The sequence below is a fragment of the Xanthobacter autotrophicus genome, assembly GCF_029991245.1.
GTDB lineage: Bacteria > Pseudomonadota > Alphaproteobacteria > Rhizobiales > Xanthobacteraceae > Xanthobacter > Xanthobacter autotrophicus_C.
This window is the reverse complement of record NZ_JAIVFO010000098.1, coordinates 1-16,850: the sequence shown is the minus strand read 5'-3', so window position 1 is coordinate 16,850 and position 16,850 is coordinate 1. Positions and strand designations below refer to the sequence as shown.

18 protein-coding genes are annotated in these 16,850 nt (G+C 67.2%); 2 read left to right on the top strand and 16 right to left on the bottom strand.

Translation table 11 applies throughout. From position 1 onward, the window contains the following. The 16 genes from K9U41_RS15795 to K9U41_RS15720 all read right to left on the bottom strand — a co-directional run. On the bottom strand, positions 1–207 hold a 207-nt coding region (locus K9U41_RS15795; protein ID WP_282641811.1), incomplete at its 3' end, for a LysR substrate-binding domain-containing protein. After that, entirely contained in the window at positions 168–311 is a 144-nt protein-coding gene (locus tag K9U41_RS15790) for a hypothetical protein (RefSeq protein WP_282641810.1), read from the bottom strand. The genes K9U41_RS15795 and K9U41_RS15790, both read right to left, overlap by 40 nt. A gap of 265 nt (positions 312–576) precedes the next feature. Further along, positions 577–1,353 (bottom strand): Crp/Fnr family transcriptional regulator, encoded by a 777-nt coding sequence (locus tag K9U41_RS15785; protein WP_282641809.1) that lies wholly within the window; start codon positions 1,351–1,353, stop codon positions 577–579. A gap of 341 nt (positions 1,354–1,694) precedes the next feature. Continuing rightward, positions 1,695–2,114, bottom strand: a complete 420-nt coding sequence (locus K9U41_RS15780) for a F0F1 ATP synthase subunit epsilon (RefSeq protein ID WP_282641808.1) — start codon at positions 2,112–2,114, stop codon at positions 1,695–1,697. Between the two features lie 152 nt (positions 2,115–2,266). Next, positions 2,267–2,503 carry a hypothetical protein gene (locus K9U41_RS15775; RefSeq protein WP_282641807.1) on the bottom strand — a complete coding sequence of 79 codons (237 nt, stop codon included), beginning with the start codon at positions 2,501–2,503 and terminating at the stop codon, positions 2,267–2,269. Positions 2,504–2,637: 134 nt separating this feature from the next. Beyond that, on the bottom strand, positions 2,638–4,074 hold the full coding sequence (gene atpD / locus K9U41_RS15770) for a F0F1 ATP synthase subunit beta (RefSeq protein WP_282641806.1): 1,437 nt from the start codon (positions 4,072–4,074) through the stop codon (positions 2,638–2,640). Positions 4,075–4,122: 48 nt separating this feature from the next. Then, positions 4,123–4,998 (bottom strand): F0F1 ATP synthase subunit gamma, encoded by an 876-nt coding sequence (locus K9U41_RS15765; RefSeq protein ID WP_282641804.1) that lies wholly within the window; start codon positions 4,996–4,998, stop codon positions 4,123–4,125. Between the two features lie 36 nt (positions 4,999–5,034). Continuing rightward, positions 5,035–6,564 (bottom strand): F0F1 ATP synthase subunit alpha, encoded by a 1,530-nt coding sequence (gene atpA, locus K9U41_RS15760; RefSeq protein WP_282641803.1) that lies wholly within the window; start codon positions 6,562–6,564, stop codon positions 5,035–5,037. Then, on the bottom strand, positions 6,564–7,169 hold the full coding sequence (locus K9U41_RS15755) for a F0F1 ATP synthase subunit delta (RefSeq protein ID WP_282641802.1): 606 nt from the start codon (positions 7,167–7,169) through the stop codon (positions 6,564–6,566). The genes atpA and K9U41_RS15755 overlap by 1 nt, the downstream gene beginning before the upstream one ends. A gap of 185 nt (positions 7,170–7,354) precedes the next feature. Next, a complete protein-coding gene (locus K9U41_RS15750) occupies positions 7,355–8,080 on the bottom strand; it encodes an amino acid ABC transporter ATP-binding protein (protein ID WP_282641801.1) in 726 nt (241 codons plus the stop codon). After that, positions 8,058–8,717, bottom strand: coding sequence for an amino acid ABC transporter permease (locus K9U41_RS15745; RefSeq protein ID WP_282641800.1), 660 nt, complete (start codon positions 8,715–8,717; stop codon positions 8,058–8,060). Before K9U41_RS15745 ends, K9U41_RS15750 begins: the two co-directional genes overlap by 23 nt. After that, positions 8,714–9,388 carry an amino acid ABC transporter permease gene (locus K9U41_RS15740; protein ID WP_282641799.1) on the bottom strand — a complete coding sequence of 225 codons (675 nt, stop codon included), beginning with the start codon at positions 9,386–9,388 and terminating at the stop codon, positions 8,714–8,716. The genes K9U41_RS15745 and K9U41_RS15740 overlap by 4 nt, the downstream gene beginning before the upstream one ends. 180 nt (positions 9,389–9,568) lie before the next feature. Further along, positions 9,569–10,378 (bottom strand): transporter substrate-binding domain-containing protein, encoded by an 810-nt coding sequence (locus K9U41_RS15735; protein ID WP_282641798.1) that lies wholly within the window; start codon positions 10,376–10,378, stop codon positions 9,569–9,571. Positions 10,379–10,669: 291 nt separating this feature from the next. Then, the gene (locus K9U41_RS15730) at positions 10,670–12,031 is read right to left on the bottom strand and encodes a S41 family peptidase (protein ID WP_282641797.1); all 1,362 of its coding nucleotides are present in this window, start codon (positions 12,029–12,031) and stop codon (positions 10,670–10,672) included. Beyond that, positions 12,028–13,416: a murein hydrolase activator EnvC family protein gene (locus K9U41_RS15725; protein ID WP_282641796.1), complete on the bottom strand. Its 1,389-nt coding sequence runs from the start codon at positions 13,414–13,416 to the stop codon at positions 12,028–12,030. The genes K9U41_RS15730 and K9U41_RS15725 overlap by 4 nt, the downstream gene beginning before the upstream one ends. Before the next feature lie 212 nt (positions 13,417–13,628). Next, positions 13,629–15,536 (bottom strand): M3 family oligoendopeptidase, encoded by a 1,908-nt coding sequence (locus K9U41_RS15720; RefSeq protein ID WP_282641795.1) that lies wholly within the window; start codon positions 15,534–15,536, stop codon positions 13,629–13,631. Between the two features lie 219 nt (positions 15,537–15,755). Between K9U41_RS15720 and K9U41_RS15715 the strand changes: the two genes are divergently transcribed. Next, entirely contained in the window at positions 15,756–16,517 is a 762-nt protein-coding gene (locus K9U41_RS15715; RefSeq protein ID WP_282641794.1) for a response regulator, read from the top strand. Positions 16,518–16,612: 95 nt separating this feature from the next. Then, the coding region (locus tag K9U41_RS15710) for a hypothetical protein (RefSeq protein ID WP_282641793.1) at positions 16,613–16,850 on the top strand (238 nt) is incomplete at its 3' end.

Genomic DNA, 16,850 nt, shown 5'->3' with positions numbered 1-16,850 from the left:
CGCCGCCGCCGCGCTCACCACCGCCTCGTTGGAGGGCAGCTCCAGCGCCACCTTGAGCCCGGCGGGGTCGAGCCCGGAGGCCCGAAGCGCATCCTCGAACACCTGCCGTGTGCCCGAGCCCGGCTCGCGCAGCACGAACGACATCCCGAACAGATCGGCCGGGGTGATCACGCGGCGTTCGGCGGCGGGATGGTTCGCCGCCGCCACCAGCACCAGCCGGTCGCCGGGCAGTCGAGCGTGTAGGCGACGTTGGCGTACTTGCCGTCTTTCGGCAGGTGCTTCTCCAGCAGCTTCAATTCCTTGATCACCACGCCGGTGGTCAGGGCAACCGCGAGGGAGGCAAGCAGCCTGGAACGAAGGTGATTGGCGCAAGACGATTGGCGCAAGACGGGGTCATCGGATCCACCTCTCGGGGCAAAGACGGCTCTCGACGGTGATCTTCGGGCGCCAGCTTCCATCGGTTCAAGGAAGAAGCGGCGGCGGTGTCGATTAGTTGCCTCCTTTGCGGAGCCGCCTCTTTCTTGATCAGAACGGGCTTGCCGCACCGGCGCGGGAGTGACTCTCGCCCGCCCGGCCTCAGGGATCACCGCGCATGGCGTGGAGCGCGTCGACGTCATAGACCATGATCTTGGCCTTCTCCGCCCTTAGAACCCCCTGTTCCTGCAAGCGCTTGAGGCTGATGGTGACCCATTGGCGCGTCGCCCCCACCATGTGCGCGAGGTCGGCGTGGGTGAAGGCCGTTCCGATGACGATGGCGCCCTCCTCACGCACGCCATAGGCGTCGGACAGGTGCAGGAGCAGGTGCGCGAGGCGCTCGGTAACCGAACGGGTGCCCAGCATCTGGGCTAGGGCGGAGTAGCACTTGCCCTTGAAGGTAAGCCCCTCGATGAGACCGATGGCAAAGCCGGGGATCTGGGCGATGTGCCGGCGCAGGGCTATTCCGGTCAGATGGACCACGACCGAATTGGTGGCGGCAACACCCGACCACACGTGCTGCCCCTGCCCGAACAGCTCGGGGCCACCGACGAAATTGCCGGAATTCCAATAGGCCAGCGTGATCTCCCGGCCCGATGGCGCGATGTAGAAGACGCGGATGCGCCCGCTTTCGATCAGGAAGATGCCGTCATGGGGCGTGCCTTGGGAGAACAGCATCTTGCCGCGATAGACCACGCGTTTCCGGCCTTCGCGCAGCACCTCCTCCCGCTCCTTGGCGGTGAGGCGCTGGAACAGCAGCGGCGGCCCGTTGGTGAGGGCGGAATTCTCTGCAAGCAGAAGTGCCTGGGCGGGAACGGCAGCCGCCAGGAGCGGCGATGCAGCGACGGGAAGATGCCCATGGGGCGGCGCGTTCAGCATGGCTTCTCTCCCGGTTGGATGCAGTCTCAGCCGGCAAGAAGCGTATCATTATTAATATGATTAATTCCATAGATCTAATTTAAATTAACCGCCTTCCCGAAGCGCCGCGCAAATGCAAACGGCGGCCCGAGGGCCGCCGTTTGCACATTCCGTCCGGCTGATGCACGGACCATTCCCCGGATCACGATTCAACAACAAGACCGCGGCGTTCGATGAGCTTGCGATGCCGTTCATCGGCGATCGGGGCTCCAAAGCGCCGGCCGCCTCAGCCCGCGCTCGCTGCACCCATGCCAGCAAACCGATGAGGCGACGCAACAGGGTCCGAACCCAAGCATCCGAACTCAGTGGCCGCCGCCGGTGCGCCCGCTTTCGAGGGCCGCATAGACCTGCTCAAGATCGGCGAGCTGACGCGCCGCGCGCTGCCGGCCCTCGTCGGTGGCGGCGTCGTTCACGTCTTCCTTGGCATCCTGGATCTGCTGGTGGAGCACACCCAGATCCAGCTCCTCCAACGGCTTCGCCTCTTCGGCGAGAATGGTGAGGCCCGCCGGGTTCACCTCGGCAAAGCCGCCGCGCACGAAATAAGCCCGCGGCGCCCCATCGCCCTTGATGGTGAGGATGCCGGGCTTCAGCATGCCGATGAAGGGCGCATGGCCCGCCAGCACGCCGAATTCGCCTTCCGCGCCGGGCACGATCACCTCGGTCACGGCGCCGGAAAACACGAGCCGCTCGGGCGAGACCAGCTCAAAGGGTAAGGTCGCCATAATTCTCGTCTCCGGGTCGTCCCGAAAGGGAGGCGCCCCAACATTGGGTGCTCCTCCAGGCGTCCTCCTGCCGGACGGACGCCCCACTCCATGAAGGAAGACGGCTTCACTCCTCAGGCTCGATCAGCCCGGGTGCAACCGTCCCCGCGGCATCAGCGCCGACGGTCGGCTACAAAGCCGACGCCGAGTCCGATGATGGCACCCACCACGGCGGCCAGGCCGACGTGACGGCCCTGCTCCGAGGTCAACCCGCCGCGTGGGTTCTCACCCTGCAGCTCGATGTTGAGGCCCGGCAGCCGGATCTCGGCGACCTGCGGCCGGGTGAGCCAGCCGGTGATGCCGCCGGCCAGAAGTCCGAGCACGAGGCCCAGGACCTTCACATTCATCATTTTCCAACCCCTGATCCGAATTTGCCACTTGAGTACAACACCCTGAGCGGCAAATTCGTCTCAAAGCAGAGCCGGAAAATCGCGCATTCCGATCACGTTGCGACCGTGACCGGAACCGCCTGCTGGATTACCGCTCAGGCCGCTTCGGCGGCGAGCTTCTTGCCCTTCTCGATGGCTTCTTCCATGGAGCCGACCATGTAGAAGGCCTGCTCGGGCAGGTAGTCGTACTTGCCTTCCACCAGGCCCTTGAAGCCGGCGATGGTGTCCTTCAGGTCCACGAGCTTGCCCGGGGAGCCGGTGAACACTTCCGCCACATGGAAGGGCTGGCTGAGGAAGCGCTCGATCTTGCGGGCGCGGGCGACCGTGATCTTGTCCTCTTCGCTGAGCTCGTCCATGCCGAGGATGGCGATGATGTCCTGGAGCGACTTGTAGCGCTGCAGGGTCTGCTGGACCTGGCGCGCGGTGTTGTAGTGCTCGTCGCCGAGGATGGCGGGAGAGAGCATGCGCGAGGTGGAGTCCAGCGGATCCACCGCCGGATAGATGCCCTTTTCCGCGATGGAGCGCGACAGCACGGTGGTGGCGTCCAGATGGGCGAAGGAGGCGGCGGGCGCCGGATCGGTCAGATCGTCGGCCGGCACGTAGATGGCCTGCACCGAGGTGATGGAGCCCTTGGTGGTGGTGGTGATGCGCTCCTGGAGCGCGCCCATGTCGGTGGCCAGCGTCGGCTGGTAGCCCACCGCCGAGGGAATGCGGCCGAGCAGAGCCGACACTTCCGAGCCGGCCTGGGTGAAGCGGAAGATGTTGTCCACGAAGAACAGCACGTCCTGGCCCTGGTCGCGGAAATGCTCGGCCACGGTCAGGCCGGTCAGCGCCACGCGGGCACGGGCGCCCGGGGGCTCGTTCATCTGGCCGTACACGAGGGCGCACTTGGAACCGGCGGCGGAGCCGTTGTTCTCGTGCGGGTCCTTGTTCACGTTGGACTCGATCATCTCGTGGTAGAGGTCGTTGCCCTCGCGGGTGCGCTCACCCACGCCGGCGAACACGGAATAGCCACCGTGCGCCTTCGCCACGTTGTTGATCAGCTCCATGATGAGCACGGTCTTGCCCACGCCGGCGCCGCCGAACAGGCCGACCTTGCCGCCCTTGGCGTAGGGGGCGAGGAGATCCACCACCTTGATGCCGGTGACGAGGATTTCGGCTTCGGTGGCCTGCTCCGCATAGGAGGGAGCCGGCTGGTGAATGCCGCGGGTGGCCTCGGCCTCGATCGGGCCCAGCTCGTCCACCGGCTCGCCGATGACGTTCATGATGCGGCCGAGGGTGCCGGCACCCACCGGCACCTGGATCGGCGCGCCGCTGTCGGCAACCTCAAGGCCGCGGACCAGGCCTTCGGTGGCGTCCATGGCGATGCAGCGCACGGTGCTTTCGCCGAGATGCTGCGCCACTTCGAGCACCAGCCGGTTGCCCTGGTTGGTGGTCTCGAGCGCGTTGAGGATTTCCGGCAGGTGGCCGTCGAACTGCACGTCCACGACGGCGCCGATGACCTGGGTGATGCGTCCGACCTTGTTCGCCATTTTCGTCGTCCTCGTGTCCTAGTTCCGACCGAGCCTTGGTCCCGGGCCTCAGAGGGCCTCGGCGCCGGAGATGATCTCGATGAGTTCCTTCGTGATCATGGCCTGGCGGGTGCGGTTGTAGATGAGCGTCTGCTTCTTGATCATGTCGCCCGCATTGCGCGTGGCGTTGTCCATGGCGCTCATCTGCGAGCCATAGAACGACGCCTGGTTCTCAAGCAGCGCGCGGAAGATCTGCACCGCGATGTTGCGCGGCAGCAGGTCGGCGAGGATTTCCTCCTCGGCCGGCTCGTATTCATAGACCGGGCCGCCCTCGCCCTCGTCCTGCGCCTCGAACACGGCGGGGATGATCTGCTGGGCGGTGGGGATCTGCGAGATCACGCTCTTGAAGTTGGAATAGAAGAGCGTGCACACGTCGAAGGCACCCTGGTCGAGCAGGGCGAGGATCTTCGCCGCGATGGCCGAGGCGTCCTTGAAGCTGAGGGTGCGCACGCTGCGCAGGTCCACCAGCTCGATGATGCGGTCGGGATAGGTCCGGCGCAGCTGGTCGTAGCCCTTGCGACCGACGCAGAAGAACGTCACGTCCTTGCCTTCGCCGATCAGCTGCTGCGCCTTCTCGCGCGCCAGGCGCACGATGGAGGTGTTGAAGGCGCCGCACAGGCCGCGCTCGCCGGTGGCCACCAGCAACAGGTGCTTCTGCGACTGCCCCGTGCCGGCGATCAGCACCGGCGCCTGGCCGGCGCCGACGATGCCCGCGGCAAGGTTGCCCAGCACCGTATCCATGCGCTCGGCATAGGGACGGGCCGCTTCCGCCGCCATCTGGGCGCGACGCAGCTTCGCCGCGGCGACCATCTGCATCGCCTTGGTGATCTTCTGCGTCGCCTTCACCGAGGCGATGCGGTTCCTTAGGTCTTTCAGGCTCGCCATGGTGCCCGTCCGTCAGGTTCGAGGAACAGGCGCCGCTCAGGCAAAGCTCTTGGCGAAGGCGTCGAGGGCCTTCGTCAGCTTTTCAGCGGTGTCCTTGGACAGCTCCTTGGACGTGCGGATGGCTTCCAGGATCTCCGGATGCTGGGAGCGCAGAGAGAGCAGGATGCCCTGCTCGAACTCGCGCACCTTGGAGACCGGCAGCGGATCGAGATAGCCGTTGGTGCCGGCAAAGATCACCGCCACCTGCTCCTCGACCTTGAGGGGCGCGAACTGGCTCTGCTTGAGCAGTTCGGTGAGGCGGGCGCCGCGGTTCAGCAGCTTCTGCGTGGAGGCGTCCAGGTCCGAGCCGAACTGGGCGAAGGCCGCCAGTTCGCGGTACTGGGCAAGCTCGCCCTTGATCTTGCCCGCCACCTGCTTCATCGCCTTGATCTGGGCCGAGGAGCCCACGCGCGACACCGACAGGCCCACGTTCACCGCCGGGCGGATGCCCTGGTAGAACAGGTCGGATTCAAGGAAGATCTGACCGTCGGTGATGGAGATCACGTTGGTCGGGATGTAGGCGGACACGTCGTTCGCCTGGGTCTCGATCACCGGCAGAGCGGTGAGTGAACCGGCGCCGAGGGAGTCGTTCAGCTTGGCCGCGCGCTCCAGCAGGCGGGAGTGCAGGTAGAACACGTCGCCGGGATAGGCCTCGCGGCCCGGCGGGCGGCGCAGCAGCAGCGACATCTGACGATAGGCCACGGCCTGCTTGGACAGGTCGTCGTGGATGATGAGGGCGTGCATGCCGTTGTCACGGAAATACTCGCCCATGGCGGTGCCGGTGAACGGCGCCAGGAACTGCATGGGGGCAGCGTCCGAGGCGGTGGCGGCGACCACGATGGAATATTCCAGCGCGCCGTGCTCTTCCAGCACCTTCACGAACTGCGCGACGGTGGAGCGCTTCTGGCCCACCGCGACGTACACGCAGTAGAGCTTGGCCTTCTCGTCCGTGCCCTGGTTGATGGGCTTCTGGTTGAGGATCGCGTCGAGCGCCACGGCGGTCTTGCCGGTCTGGCGGTCGCCGATGATCAGCTCGCGCTGGCCACGGCCGATGGGGATCAGCGCGTCGATGGCCTTGAGGCCGGTCTGCATGGGCTCATGCACCGACTTGCGCGGGATGATGCCCGGCGCCTTCACGTCCACCCGGCGGCGCTCGGTGTACACGATCGGGCCCTTGCCATCGATCGGATTGCCGAGGGCGTCCACGACGCGGCCGAGCAGGCCCTTGCCCACCGGAGCGTCGACGATGGCGCGGGTGCGCTTGACGGTCTGGCCTTCCTTGATCTCGCGGTCCGAACCGAAGATCACGATGCCGACGTTGTCGATTTCGAGGTTCAGCGCCATGCCGCGCGTGCCGTTCTCGAACTCGACCATCTCGCCGGCCTGGACATTGTCGAGGCCGTAGACGCGGGCGATGCCGTCACCGACGGAGAGAACCTGACCCACCTCGGAAACCTCGGCCTCCTGGCCGAAGTTCTGGATCTGCTCCTTGAGGATGGCGGTGATTTCAGCGGCTCGAATGTCCATCAGCGGACCTCTTTCATCGCATGCCGGATAGAATTGAGTTTGGTCTTGAGAGAGGCGTCGACCATGCGGGAGCCGAGCTTCACGATGAGACCACCGAGGATGGACGGATCGACGGTCACGTCGAGAATCACGTCCTTGCCGGTCTGCTGGGCCAACGCCTCCTTGAGCGCGAAGAAGTGCGCATCGCTCAAGGGGGCCGGCACCGTCACCTGCGCCGTCGTCTCACCGCGCTGGGCGGCGACGAGGGATGCATAGTCGGCAACCATGCGGGGCAGAGCGAACAGGCGGCGGTTCTGCGCCACCCGCCTCACGAAATTCCCGGCAAGGCCGGAAATGCCCACCTGATCAAGTACCGCGGAAATGGCCTTGAGCTGCTCCTCGGCCGAAAAGACCGGGCTTTTGACCAGCCGCGCCAGATCCGCGCTCTCTGCAATAAGGGCCGACAAGCGATCGAGATCCGCCTTCACGGAATCGACGGCGCCGGCCTCTGTCGCCAGTTCGAATAGCGCGGTCGCGTAGCGCCCCGCCATGCCTGACACGATCGTATCCGCCACCCCGCACCTCTCTCGAACTTGCAGCCCATGCTGCGCGCCTTGCGCAGCCATTGCCCAAGCCCTTGATCTGTTGGGAATATTCTAGTGCGACCCCGCGAGAGGGCTGAACCCGCCTCTCGAAATCTCGGTGTGCCTAACACAGGCAGAAGTGGGCGGCAACATGACCGAACGATGGCGCCTAGGCCGCATTGCCGCACCGCGATGCCCGGATACCGTTTCGCCCACCGCCCGGCACCTTATGCCACACCGAGAAACTGCTTCAGCTCGGGCGTCTGCGGGTGCGTGAACACGTCCTCCGGCGGGCCGATCTCGTGCACGCGTCCTTGGTGCATAAACACCACGCGGTCGCACACTTCGCGGGCGAAGCGCATTTCGTGCGTCACCATGATCAGCGTCATGCCCTGTTCGGCGAGGGCCTTCACCACGGCGAGCACCTCGTTGACCAGTTCCGGGTCGAGGGCGGAGGTGATCTCATCACATAGTAGGGCCAGCGGCTTCATGGCCAGCGCGCGGGCAATGGCGACGCGCTGCTGCTGGCCGCCGGAGAGCTGGTCGGGGTAGGCGTCGAACTTGTGGCCGAGGCCCACCTGGTCGAGCCGCGCCCGCGCCTCCGCCTCCGCCTCCTTCGCCGAAACCTTCTTCACCACCATGGGCGAGAGCATCACGTTGCGGCCCGCCGTGAGATGGGGGAACAGGTTGAAGCCCTGGAAGATCATGCCGACCTTGAGCCGCAGCGCGCGCAGGTGCACCTCGTCGGGCGCGAGCTGGGCGCCCGCGACCACGATGGAGCCATCGTCGATGGTCTCCAGCCCGTTGACGCAGCGCAGCAGGGTGGACTTGCCCGAGCCCGACTTGCCGATGATGGCGATGACCTCGCCCGGCGCGATGTCGAGGTTGATGCCCTTCAGCACCTCGTTCTGGCCGAAGCTCTTGCGCACCTCAGTGATGGTGATGAGCGACATTCAGCTTCCTCTCCAGGATCTGGCTCGACTTCGACAGCGGCCAGCACAGGGCGAAATAGATCAGCGCCGCGAAGCCGTAGACGGTGAACGGCTCGAACGTGGCGTTGGTGATGATGGTGGCGGCCTTGGACAGCTCCACGAAGCCGATGATGGAGGTGAGCGCCGTACCCTTCACCACCTGCACCGAGAAGCCCACCGTGGGCGGCACCGCGATCCGCATGGACTGGGGCAGGATCACGTAGCGCAGCTGCTCCACGAAGCTCATGGCCAGCGAGGAGGAGGCCTCCCACTGGCCCTTGGGGATCGATTCGACGCAACCGCGCCAGATCTCGGCGAGGAAGGCCGAGCTCCACAGGGTGAGGGAGACGAACGCCGCCGCCCAGGGCGATACGTCGAGGCCCATGAGCGGCAGGCCGAAAAAGATCAGGAACAGCTGCATCAGGAGCGGCGTGCCCTGGAACAGCTCGATGTAGAGGCCGGCGGCGCGCCGCAGCCACGCCTTGCGGGCGATGCGGGCATAGAGCACCACCAGCCCCACCACGCCGCCGACGACGAAGGCGAGGAGCGAGAGCAGCACGGTCCAGCGGGCGGCCAAGAGCAGGTTGGAGACGATGTCCCAGGTGGAAAACGCCGTCATCGGGCGACACTCCTGCGGGGGAAGACGAGAGCGCCGATGCCCCGCATGACCTGCCGCACCAGCACGGCGAGGGCGAGGTAGAGCACGGTGGCGACGATATAGGCCTCGAACGCCCGGAAGGTGCGGGACTGGATGAAATTGGCGGCGAAGGTCAGCTCCTCCACCGAGATCTGCGAGCACACCGCCGAGCCGAACATGACGATGACGATCTGCGAGGACAAAGCCGGCCAGATCTTCTGCAATGCCGGCACCAGCACCACGTGGCGGAACGTCTGCAGCCGGCTCATGGCGAGGGACGCCCCGGCCTCGAACTGGCCCTTGGGCGTCGCCTCGATGCCGGCGCGGATGATCTCGCAGGCATAGGCGCCGAGATTGATCACCATGGCGAGGATGGCGGCCTGCATCTCGGTGAGCCCGACGCCGATGGCCGGCAGGCCGAAGAAGATGAAGAACAGCTGGATCAGGAACGGCGTATTGCGGATCAGCTCCACATAGGCCTCCACCAGCGGCCGCAGCCAGCGCGGACCCTGGGTCTTGGCCCAGGCGCAGGCGATGCCGAGGGTGACCCCCAGCGCGCCCCCCACGCCGATCAGCTCCACCGTGATGGCGACGCCCTTGACCAGCACCGGCGCATAGTCGGCGAGGGAGGAGAAATCGAAGCTGTAGGCCATCTGCGCCCTTTCCCCCAATGAGGCACCCACACCCCGGCCGCGGCGAAACCGGGCCGGCCCTGAAGCTCGCCCGCTTTCAGGAAGGTCGGGGACGGGGCGGACCCGTCCTCGCCCCTCAGCGCAAGCGGAGCGAGCTGCCGCGCGCCGGCCGCGAGCGGCGCGCGCTCAAGATTCAGGCGTTCACAGGTCCGCCGGGAGCGGCGCGCCGAGCCATTTCTGGGAGATTTTCTCCAGCGAGCCGTCAGCCTTGGCGGCGGTGATGATGGCGTTGACCTTCTCCAGCAGCTTGGGCTCGTCCTTGTTGAGACCCACGTAGCAGGGGGAATTCTTGATCAGCACCTTCACCTGCGGCTTCTTCGGCGGGTTGCGGGCGAGGATGGCCGCCGCCACCACGTTGCCCGTGGCCACCACCTTCACCTGGCCGGAGAGGAAGGCCGAGATGGTGGAATTGTTGTCCTCGTAGCGCTTGATGTCGGCGGTGGGCGGGGCGACCTTGGTCAGCTCCAGGTCCTCCACCGAGCCGCGGGTGACGCCCACCGTCATGCCGGCGATGTCCTCCACCTTCTCCACCTTCACGTCGGCGGGGCCGAAGATGCCGTTGAAGAACGGGGCATAGGCCACGGAGAAATCCATCACCTTCTCGCGCTCGGGATTCTTGCCGAGGCTGGAGATGACGAGGTCCACCTTCTTGGTCTGGAGATAGGGGATGCGGTTGGCGCTGGTCACCGGCACCAGCTCCGCCTTCACGCCCAGCTTGGCGGCGATGAGGTTGGCCACGTCGATGTCATAGCCCAGCGGCTTGAGGTCGATGCCCACCGAGCCGAAGGGCGGGAAATCCTGCGGCACGGCGATCCGGATCACCCCGGCCTTCATGATGTCCGCGAGGGTATCCGCCCGCGCGACCGTGGACAGCACCACCGGGATCAGGGCGCCGAGAAGCGCACCGGCGGCAAGCGCCGTCCGAAGAAAAGTCCTGCGATCTGCGCGCATGGTGCGCCTGCCTCCCTGACACGGCGCCACCGCGCCTTTCAGACTGGGACACAGCAAGGCCTATGCCAAGGGCATCCGGCGATGGACCTTCCCCAAGGGATGCAGGACGGGACGCGGGAAGGGATGCAGGCTGTCGCACGGCGCCCACACGGCGCATCGGCGCCGGGATGGCGGGCCGCGACCCGACGGAACCGGCTGCGACACAAACAAAATGCCCCGCCCGATGTCTCGGGCGGGGCATTTGCACAACTCTTGGGCGCCCAGGTTTCGGGCAGATCCCGCGGGAGACCCTCAGTTCGCCTGGGAGGCCTTGTTGGGGCTCGCCGGGAAGGCGGCGTTCTTGACGGTGCCCTTCATCAGCTCGACGGCGAGCTTCAGCTGGGTATCGTCCTTCGGGTCCGGCGGCACGTAGGAGGGCGAGCCGGTCTGCTCGTCTTCGCCATTCTTCAGGTGGCCCTTCAGCGAGGCCTCGCCGCGGGTGGTATCAACGGCGGCGCCGAGCTTCTGCTTCATCTCGTCCGGCAGGTCCTGAACCAGAATGATGTCCGGCTCGATGCCCTTGGCCTGGATGGAGCGACCCGACGGCGTGTAGTAGCGCGCCGTGGTCAGGCGCAGCGCGCCCTGCTGGCCCAGCGGGATGATGGTCTGCACCGAGGCCTTGCCGAACGAGCGCGATCCGAGGACGGTGGCGCGCTTGTGGTCCTGCAGGGCGCCGGCCACGATCTCCGAGGCCGAGGCCGAGCCGCCGTTGACCATCACGATCACCGGCCGGCCCTTGGTGAGGTCGCCGCCGCGGGCGTTGAAGCGCTGCGTCTCCTCGGCGTTGCGGCCGCGGGTGGAGACGATCTCGCCACGCTCCAGGAACGCGTCGGACACCGCCACCGCCTGGTCGAGCAGGCCGCCGGGATTGTTGCGCAGGTCGAGGATGTAGCCCTTGATCTTGTCCGGGCCGATCTTGGCGGTCAGGTCGTCGATGGCCTTCTTCAGGCCTTCGTAGGTCTGCTCGTTGGTGAACGAGTTGAGGCGGATATAGGCGATGTCGTCCGATTCGACCCGCGAGCGCACCGTCTGGATCTTGATGGTGTCGCGCACCAGCTTGATCTCGAGGGGCTTCTCCACGCCCTTGCGCAGGATGGTCAGCGTGATCGGCGTGTTCACCGGGCCGCGCATCTTGTCCACGGCCTCGTTCAGGGTCAGGCCCTGGACCTGGTCGTTGTCGAGCTTGGCGATGAGGTCGCCGGAGAGGATGCCGGCCTTGCTCGCCGGGGTGTCCTCCATGGGAGTCACCACCTTCACGAGGCCGTCTTCCATGATGACCTCGATGCCGAGGCCGCCAAATTCGCCGCGCGTCTGCACCTGCATGTCGCGGTGGTTCTTCGCGTCCATGTAGGAGGAGTGCGGATCAAGCGACTGGAGCATGCCGTTGATGGCAGACTCGATCAGCTTGGCGTCGTCGGGCTTCTCCACATAGTCCGTGCGCACGCGCTCGAACACGTCGCCAAACAGGTTGAGCTGCTTGTAGGTGTCCGAAGACGCGGCCTCGGCCGCGGTGCCCAGGAAGAAGGGCGCCAGCACCCGCGGCTGAACCGCTGCAACGGCCACGAGGGCGCCAGCCGCCACGCCGAAAAGAAATAGAGACGTCCGACGCATCATCCACGTACCTTCTGACTGTCCGTTGCGGCCCACCACGGGGTAGGATCTATCGAGATCCCGTCTTTTCGGAACTCGACATAGAATTGGGGCTGTCCCAAGGCTGTGCCAGGCTCATTGCCAAAACGTAATCCAGCCCCGGGAACGGTCGCCGCCGCGCCGCGCGCCGCCGCGGGTCCCGCAGTGCGCGACAGACCGCCCATCACCCCCACCGGCTCGCCCGCCAGGACGAACTGGCCGAGGTCCACGGTGATCCGTTCCATGCCTGCCATGAGGATATGGTAGCCGCCGCCCGCGTTGATGATCAAGAGTTGTCCGTAGCTGCGGAACGGTCCGGCATAGACCACCCAGCCATCCGCCGGCGCGCTGACTGGGGCGCCGGCGCGGGTGGCGATGGTCATGCCCTTCTCGGCCCCGCCCACGCTGTCGGGGGCCCCGAACGACTTCAGCGTCACTCCGGCAACCGGCAATGGCAGCAAGCCCTTAGCCTGGCTGAAGGCGATGGCGGGGGTAATCCGCGCGGGATTGCGCAGGGCCGTGAGGTCCGGCTTGCCCGGCTCGACGGGGCGGGTCACGGCCTTGGCGGCGTCGGCGGCGCGGGCGGAAGGCCCCACTTCCGTCTCCAGCCGCGTCACGAGATCGTGCACGTCGCCGGTGGATCTGGCTACCGTCTCGGCCTGGCTGCGTTCCACCTGCGGGACCGGCTGTTCCTCGGCCTGACGGCGCTGACGTTCCGTCACCAGGGCCGACAGGCGCTTGCGGTCGTCGTCCAGCTCGGCCTTGAGGCGGGTGAGGCTGTCGCGGGCGGCGGCCAGCTCGCCGCGGACCCGGGACAGCTCCGACAGGTCGGCGGCCAGGGTCTCGGCCTCGACCCGCAGCTCCGGCAGCAGCGCGCCCAGAAGGATCGCCGAGCGCACCGCGTCCAGCGCATCGTCCGGACGCATCAGGAGGGCGGGCGGGGGCTCCCGGCCCATGCGCATCAGCGCCGCCAGCACCTGGGCCAGCACGCCGCGCCGCTTGGCGAGGGAGGCGTTGAGGTCCGTGGCGGAGCCGTCGAGCAGACCGATCCGCCCCTCCACGTCGATGAGCTGCTGCTCGACGGCGCGGGTGCGGGTGGCGGTCTCCACCAGCATCTGGTTGAGCCGGGCGCGATCGCCGATGCCTGCCCCCTTGGCCGCCTCCAGCTCCGCGCGCAGGCGCTTCTGCGCCTCCTCGGTGCCGCGCAGGTCGGATTTCAGCGCATCGGTATCGAGGCCGGAACGCGCGGGCACGGGGGGCGGCAGCGGCACCACGGCCGGCGCCGCGCCCGGCTGCCCAAGCGCCGGCATCGCCGCCGGCAGCAGGCCGGCGAGCGCGAGCGACAGGAGCAGGGCGGCCCTTGCGGTCATGGCCCCGATCCTCGGTGAAACAGGGTTTAGGAGACGTTAACCTTGGTCAAAGCGTTTTCAAGCGAAGTGGAAACCGGTTCGCGTGAAGAAAACGCGTCGACGCGAGAACCTGGAGCGTTTTCCCGATTCCGTGAAACGGGCAAACGCTCCAGCGTGCGCGCAGGCTGGACCGGCGGGGTATCCCCCGCCGGATGCAAAGCCGGGCGCCGCGGTCAGCCCTCCATGCTCTCCAGCTCGGAGATCATGCGGTCGATGAGGGACAGGCCGGTCTGCCAGAACGCCGGGTCGCGGGCATCGAGGCCGAACGGGGCCAGCAGCTCCGCATGGTGCTTGGTGCCGCCCGCCGAAAGCATCTCCAGATACCGGTCGGCAAAGCCGTCCGCGGCATTCTCGTACACCGCATAGAGCGAGTTCACGAGGCAGTCGCCGAAGGCATAGGCGTAGACGTAGAACGGCGAGTGGATGAAGTGGGGGATGTAGGTCCAGAACGTCTCGTAGCCCGCGCCGAGGTGGATGGCCGGGCCGAGGCTCTCGCCCTGCACCTTCATCCAGATCTCGCCGATCTTCTCGGAGGTCAGTTCGCCCTGCCGGCGCTCGGTGTGGATGTCGCGCTCGAAGGTGTAGAAGGCGGTCTGGCGCACTACCGTGTTGATCATGTCCTCCACCTTCTGGGCGAGCATGATCTTGCGCGTCCTCGGGGTCTCGGCACCGTCCAGCAGCCGGCGGAAGGTCAGCATCTCGCCGAACACCGAGGCGGTCTCGGCCAGGGTCAGCGGGGTCGGCGCCATCAGCGCGCCCTGCCGGGCGGCCAGCACCTGATGCACGCCGTGGCCCAGCTCATGGGCCAGCGTCATCACGTCCCGTGGCTTGCCCTGATAGTTGAGCAGCACATAGGGATGGGCCGAGGGCACGGTGGGGTGGGCAAAGGCGCCCGGCGACTTGCCGGGGCGCACCGGGGCATCGATCCACGACTTCTCGAAGAAGGTCTTGGCGATGTCCGCCATCTTCGGAGAGAAGGCGCCATAGGCGGACAGCACCGTGTCCCTGGCCTCGCCCCAGCCGATGTCGCGGGTCTCCACCTTGGGCAAGGGCGCGTTGCGGTCCCAGAATTCCAGCCGGTCCTTGCCGAACCAGCGGGCCTTCAGCGCGTAATAGCGATGGGACAGGCGCGGGAAGGAGACGCGGATCGCCTCCACCATGGCATCCACCACCTCCTTCTCCACCCGGTTGGCGAGATGGCGGGAGGAGGCCACATCCTCGAACCCGCGCCAGCGGTCGGAGATTTCCTTGTCCTTGGCCAGGGTGTTGGTGATGAGGGTGAACAGCCGCAGGTTCTTGCCGAAGGTATCGGCCAGCGCCAGCCCGGCCGACTTGCGCACCTCTTCCCGCGGGTCCTGCATCAGGTTGAGGGTGGGCTCGATGGCGAGGTCCTGCCCGTCCACGGTAAAGCGCAGGGACGAGATGGTCTCGTCGAACAGCCGGCTCCAGGCACCGCGGGAGGGGTTCGACTTCTCGTGGAACAGCTGCTCGATCTTGTCGTCAAGCTGGTAGGGCTTGTCCTTGCGCAGGTCCTCCACCCAGGGGCGGTAATAGGCAAGCGCCGGATCGGCCATGGCGGCCTCGAGGGCCGCGTCGTCCAGCCGGTTCATCTCCAGCGTGAAGAACAGCAGGTGCGTGGAGGCGTCGGTGAGGCGCTCCTGGATGTCGCCGTAGAACTTGGCGCGGGCCGGGTCCGAGGTATCGCCGGCATAGATGAGGCTGCCGTAGGAGGCGATGCGGCCGAGCAGGTCGTCCACCTCCTCATAGCTTTTCACCGCCGCGCCCAGCGCCGCGCCGCCGTCGGGAAGGGCGAGCAGGGCGGCAAGCTTGCCCTTGAAGGCGGTTTCGAACGCCTTGCAGGCGGCGTCGGCCTTGTCCAGGTCCGCCTTCAGCTCGGGCGAATCCATGGCCGGGTAGAGGTCCGTCAGGTTCCATTCGGGCAGGCGCTCGGCGGAGGGCGCCGCTGCGACGGTGGCGGGCGCGGCGTGACGGGCGGCGGCAAACGCGCTCTCGAAGTCGGCCGAAAGAACGGGATGGGCGGACGCGCGCAAAGCGGGCGTGCGGAAAAATGGGTGCAACATGGAACCTCCGGACCGTGGCGACGCGCGCGGCTCGCACCGCGGGCGCCGGTCGTCGGGGGACAAAATCGCCGCATTGGGCCGCCGCCGCAAGCCGGCCCCGCCACGCCGGTGCGAATGCAGGGCCGGAGCGGCGCGGCCGGAGGTGCTCAGGGGTTCTTAACCATCGCCCCCCAAGCTCCCGGTGATTCTCTCCCGTGTCCTGCCGCAAGCGATTCCGGAATGACCCTGCCCCTGCTTCTGGTCGAAGACGATCCTGTCGAGGCGCGCCGCCTCTCGTCGGCCCTCGCCGGCCTCGGCTACGAGGTGACCATCGCGGAGGATGGCGACGCGGCGCTGGACCATCTCGCCGCCCGCGCGTTCGACGTGGTGCTGCTGGACCTGGTGGTGCCCGGCCTCGACGGCATGGGCGTGCTCCAGACTATGGCGGCGCGCGGCATCGCCACCCCGGTGGTGGTGCAGGTGACGGCGGCGGGGCTGGACGCCGCCTCCGGCGCCATCCGCTCCGGCGCGCGGGATTTCGTGGTGAAGCCGGCCGGCATGCTGCGCCTGCAGGTGGCCCTCGCCAATGCGATGGCTCTCGGCCGCGCCGCCCCGCCGGCGGCCCGGCCCGGACGGGCCGAGACGGACGCTGTGCAGCCGGATAACGTGGTGCCCTTCACCCCCGCGTCCGGCCCCTTTGCCATGGCGCCGACCATCCGCGACAGCGCTCCGGATGCCCCACTGCCCCCGACGCTGCGCACCGACAGCCTGGCCTATGCCCGCCTCGACGCCGCCGGCCATGCCCGCCGGCTGGAGCAGATCGAGGCCGAGGCCATCCGCTTTGCCTGCCACCTCTATGGCGGGCGCATGGCGGAGGTGGCCCGCCGCCTCGGCATCGGCCGCTCCACCCTCTACCGCAAGCTCGCCGAGCTGGACCTCGACACGGTAGGCCGCAACCGCGACGGGGAACCAACCGCCGAGCGTTTTGTTGCCGCTGAGTGACAAGTGAGTGAAAACCTTGACCCGCTCAAGCTTGTGAGTTGATCGCAGCCTCGGAGCGGGGCACCAACAGGCGGGGCTGCGGCGAGGAGAAGGCCATGTTTGGGGCCAGTAGGTACGGGGCTAAAGGGTTTCGGCTGCAAGACGAGGGGCTTGCGCGACCGCTTGCCCGGCTGATGGCCCTGGGGCTCCTCGGCGCATCGCTCGCCGTGGCCTTGCCCGCCTGGGCCGAACAGCCCGACCCGCCCGCCGCCGCGCCGGTCACCAGCAACGCCGGGATGGGAACGGGCGACGCGCCCCTGACCACGCCGCTGCCGCCCGTGATGGCCCCCGTCC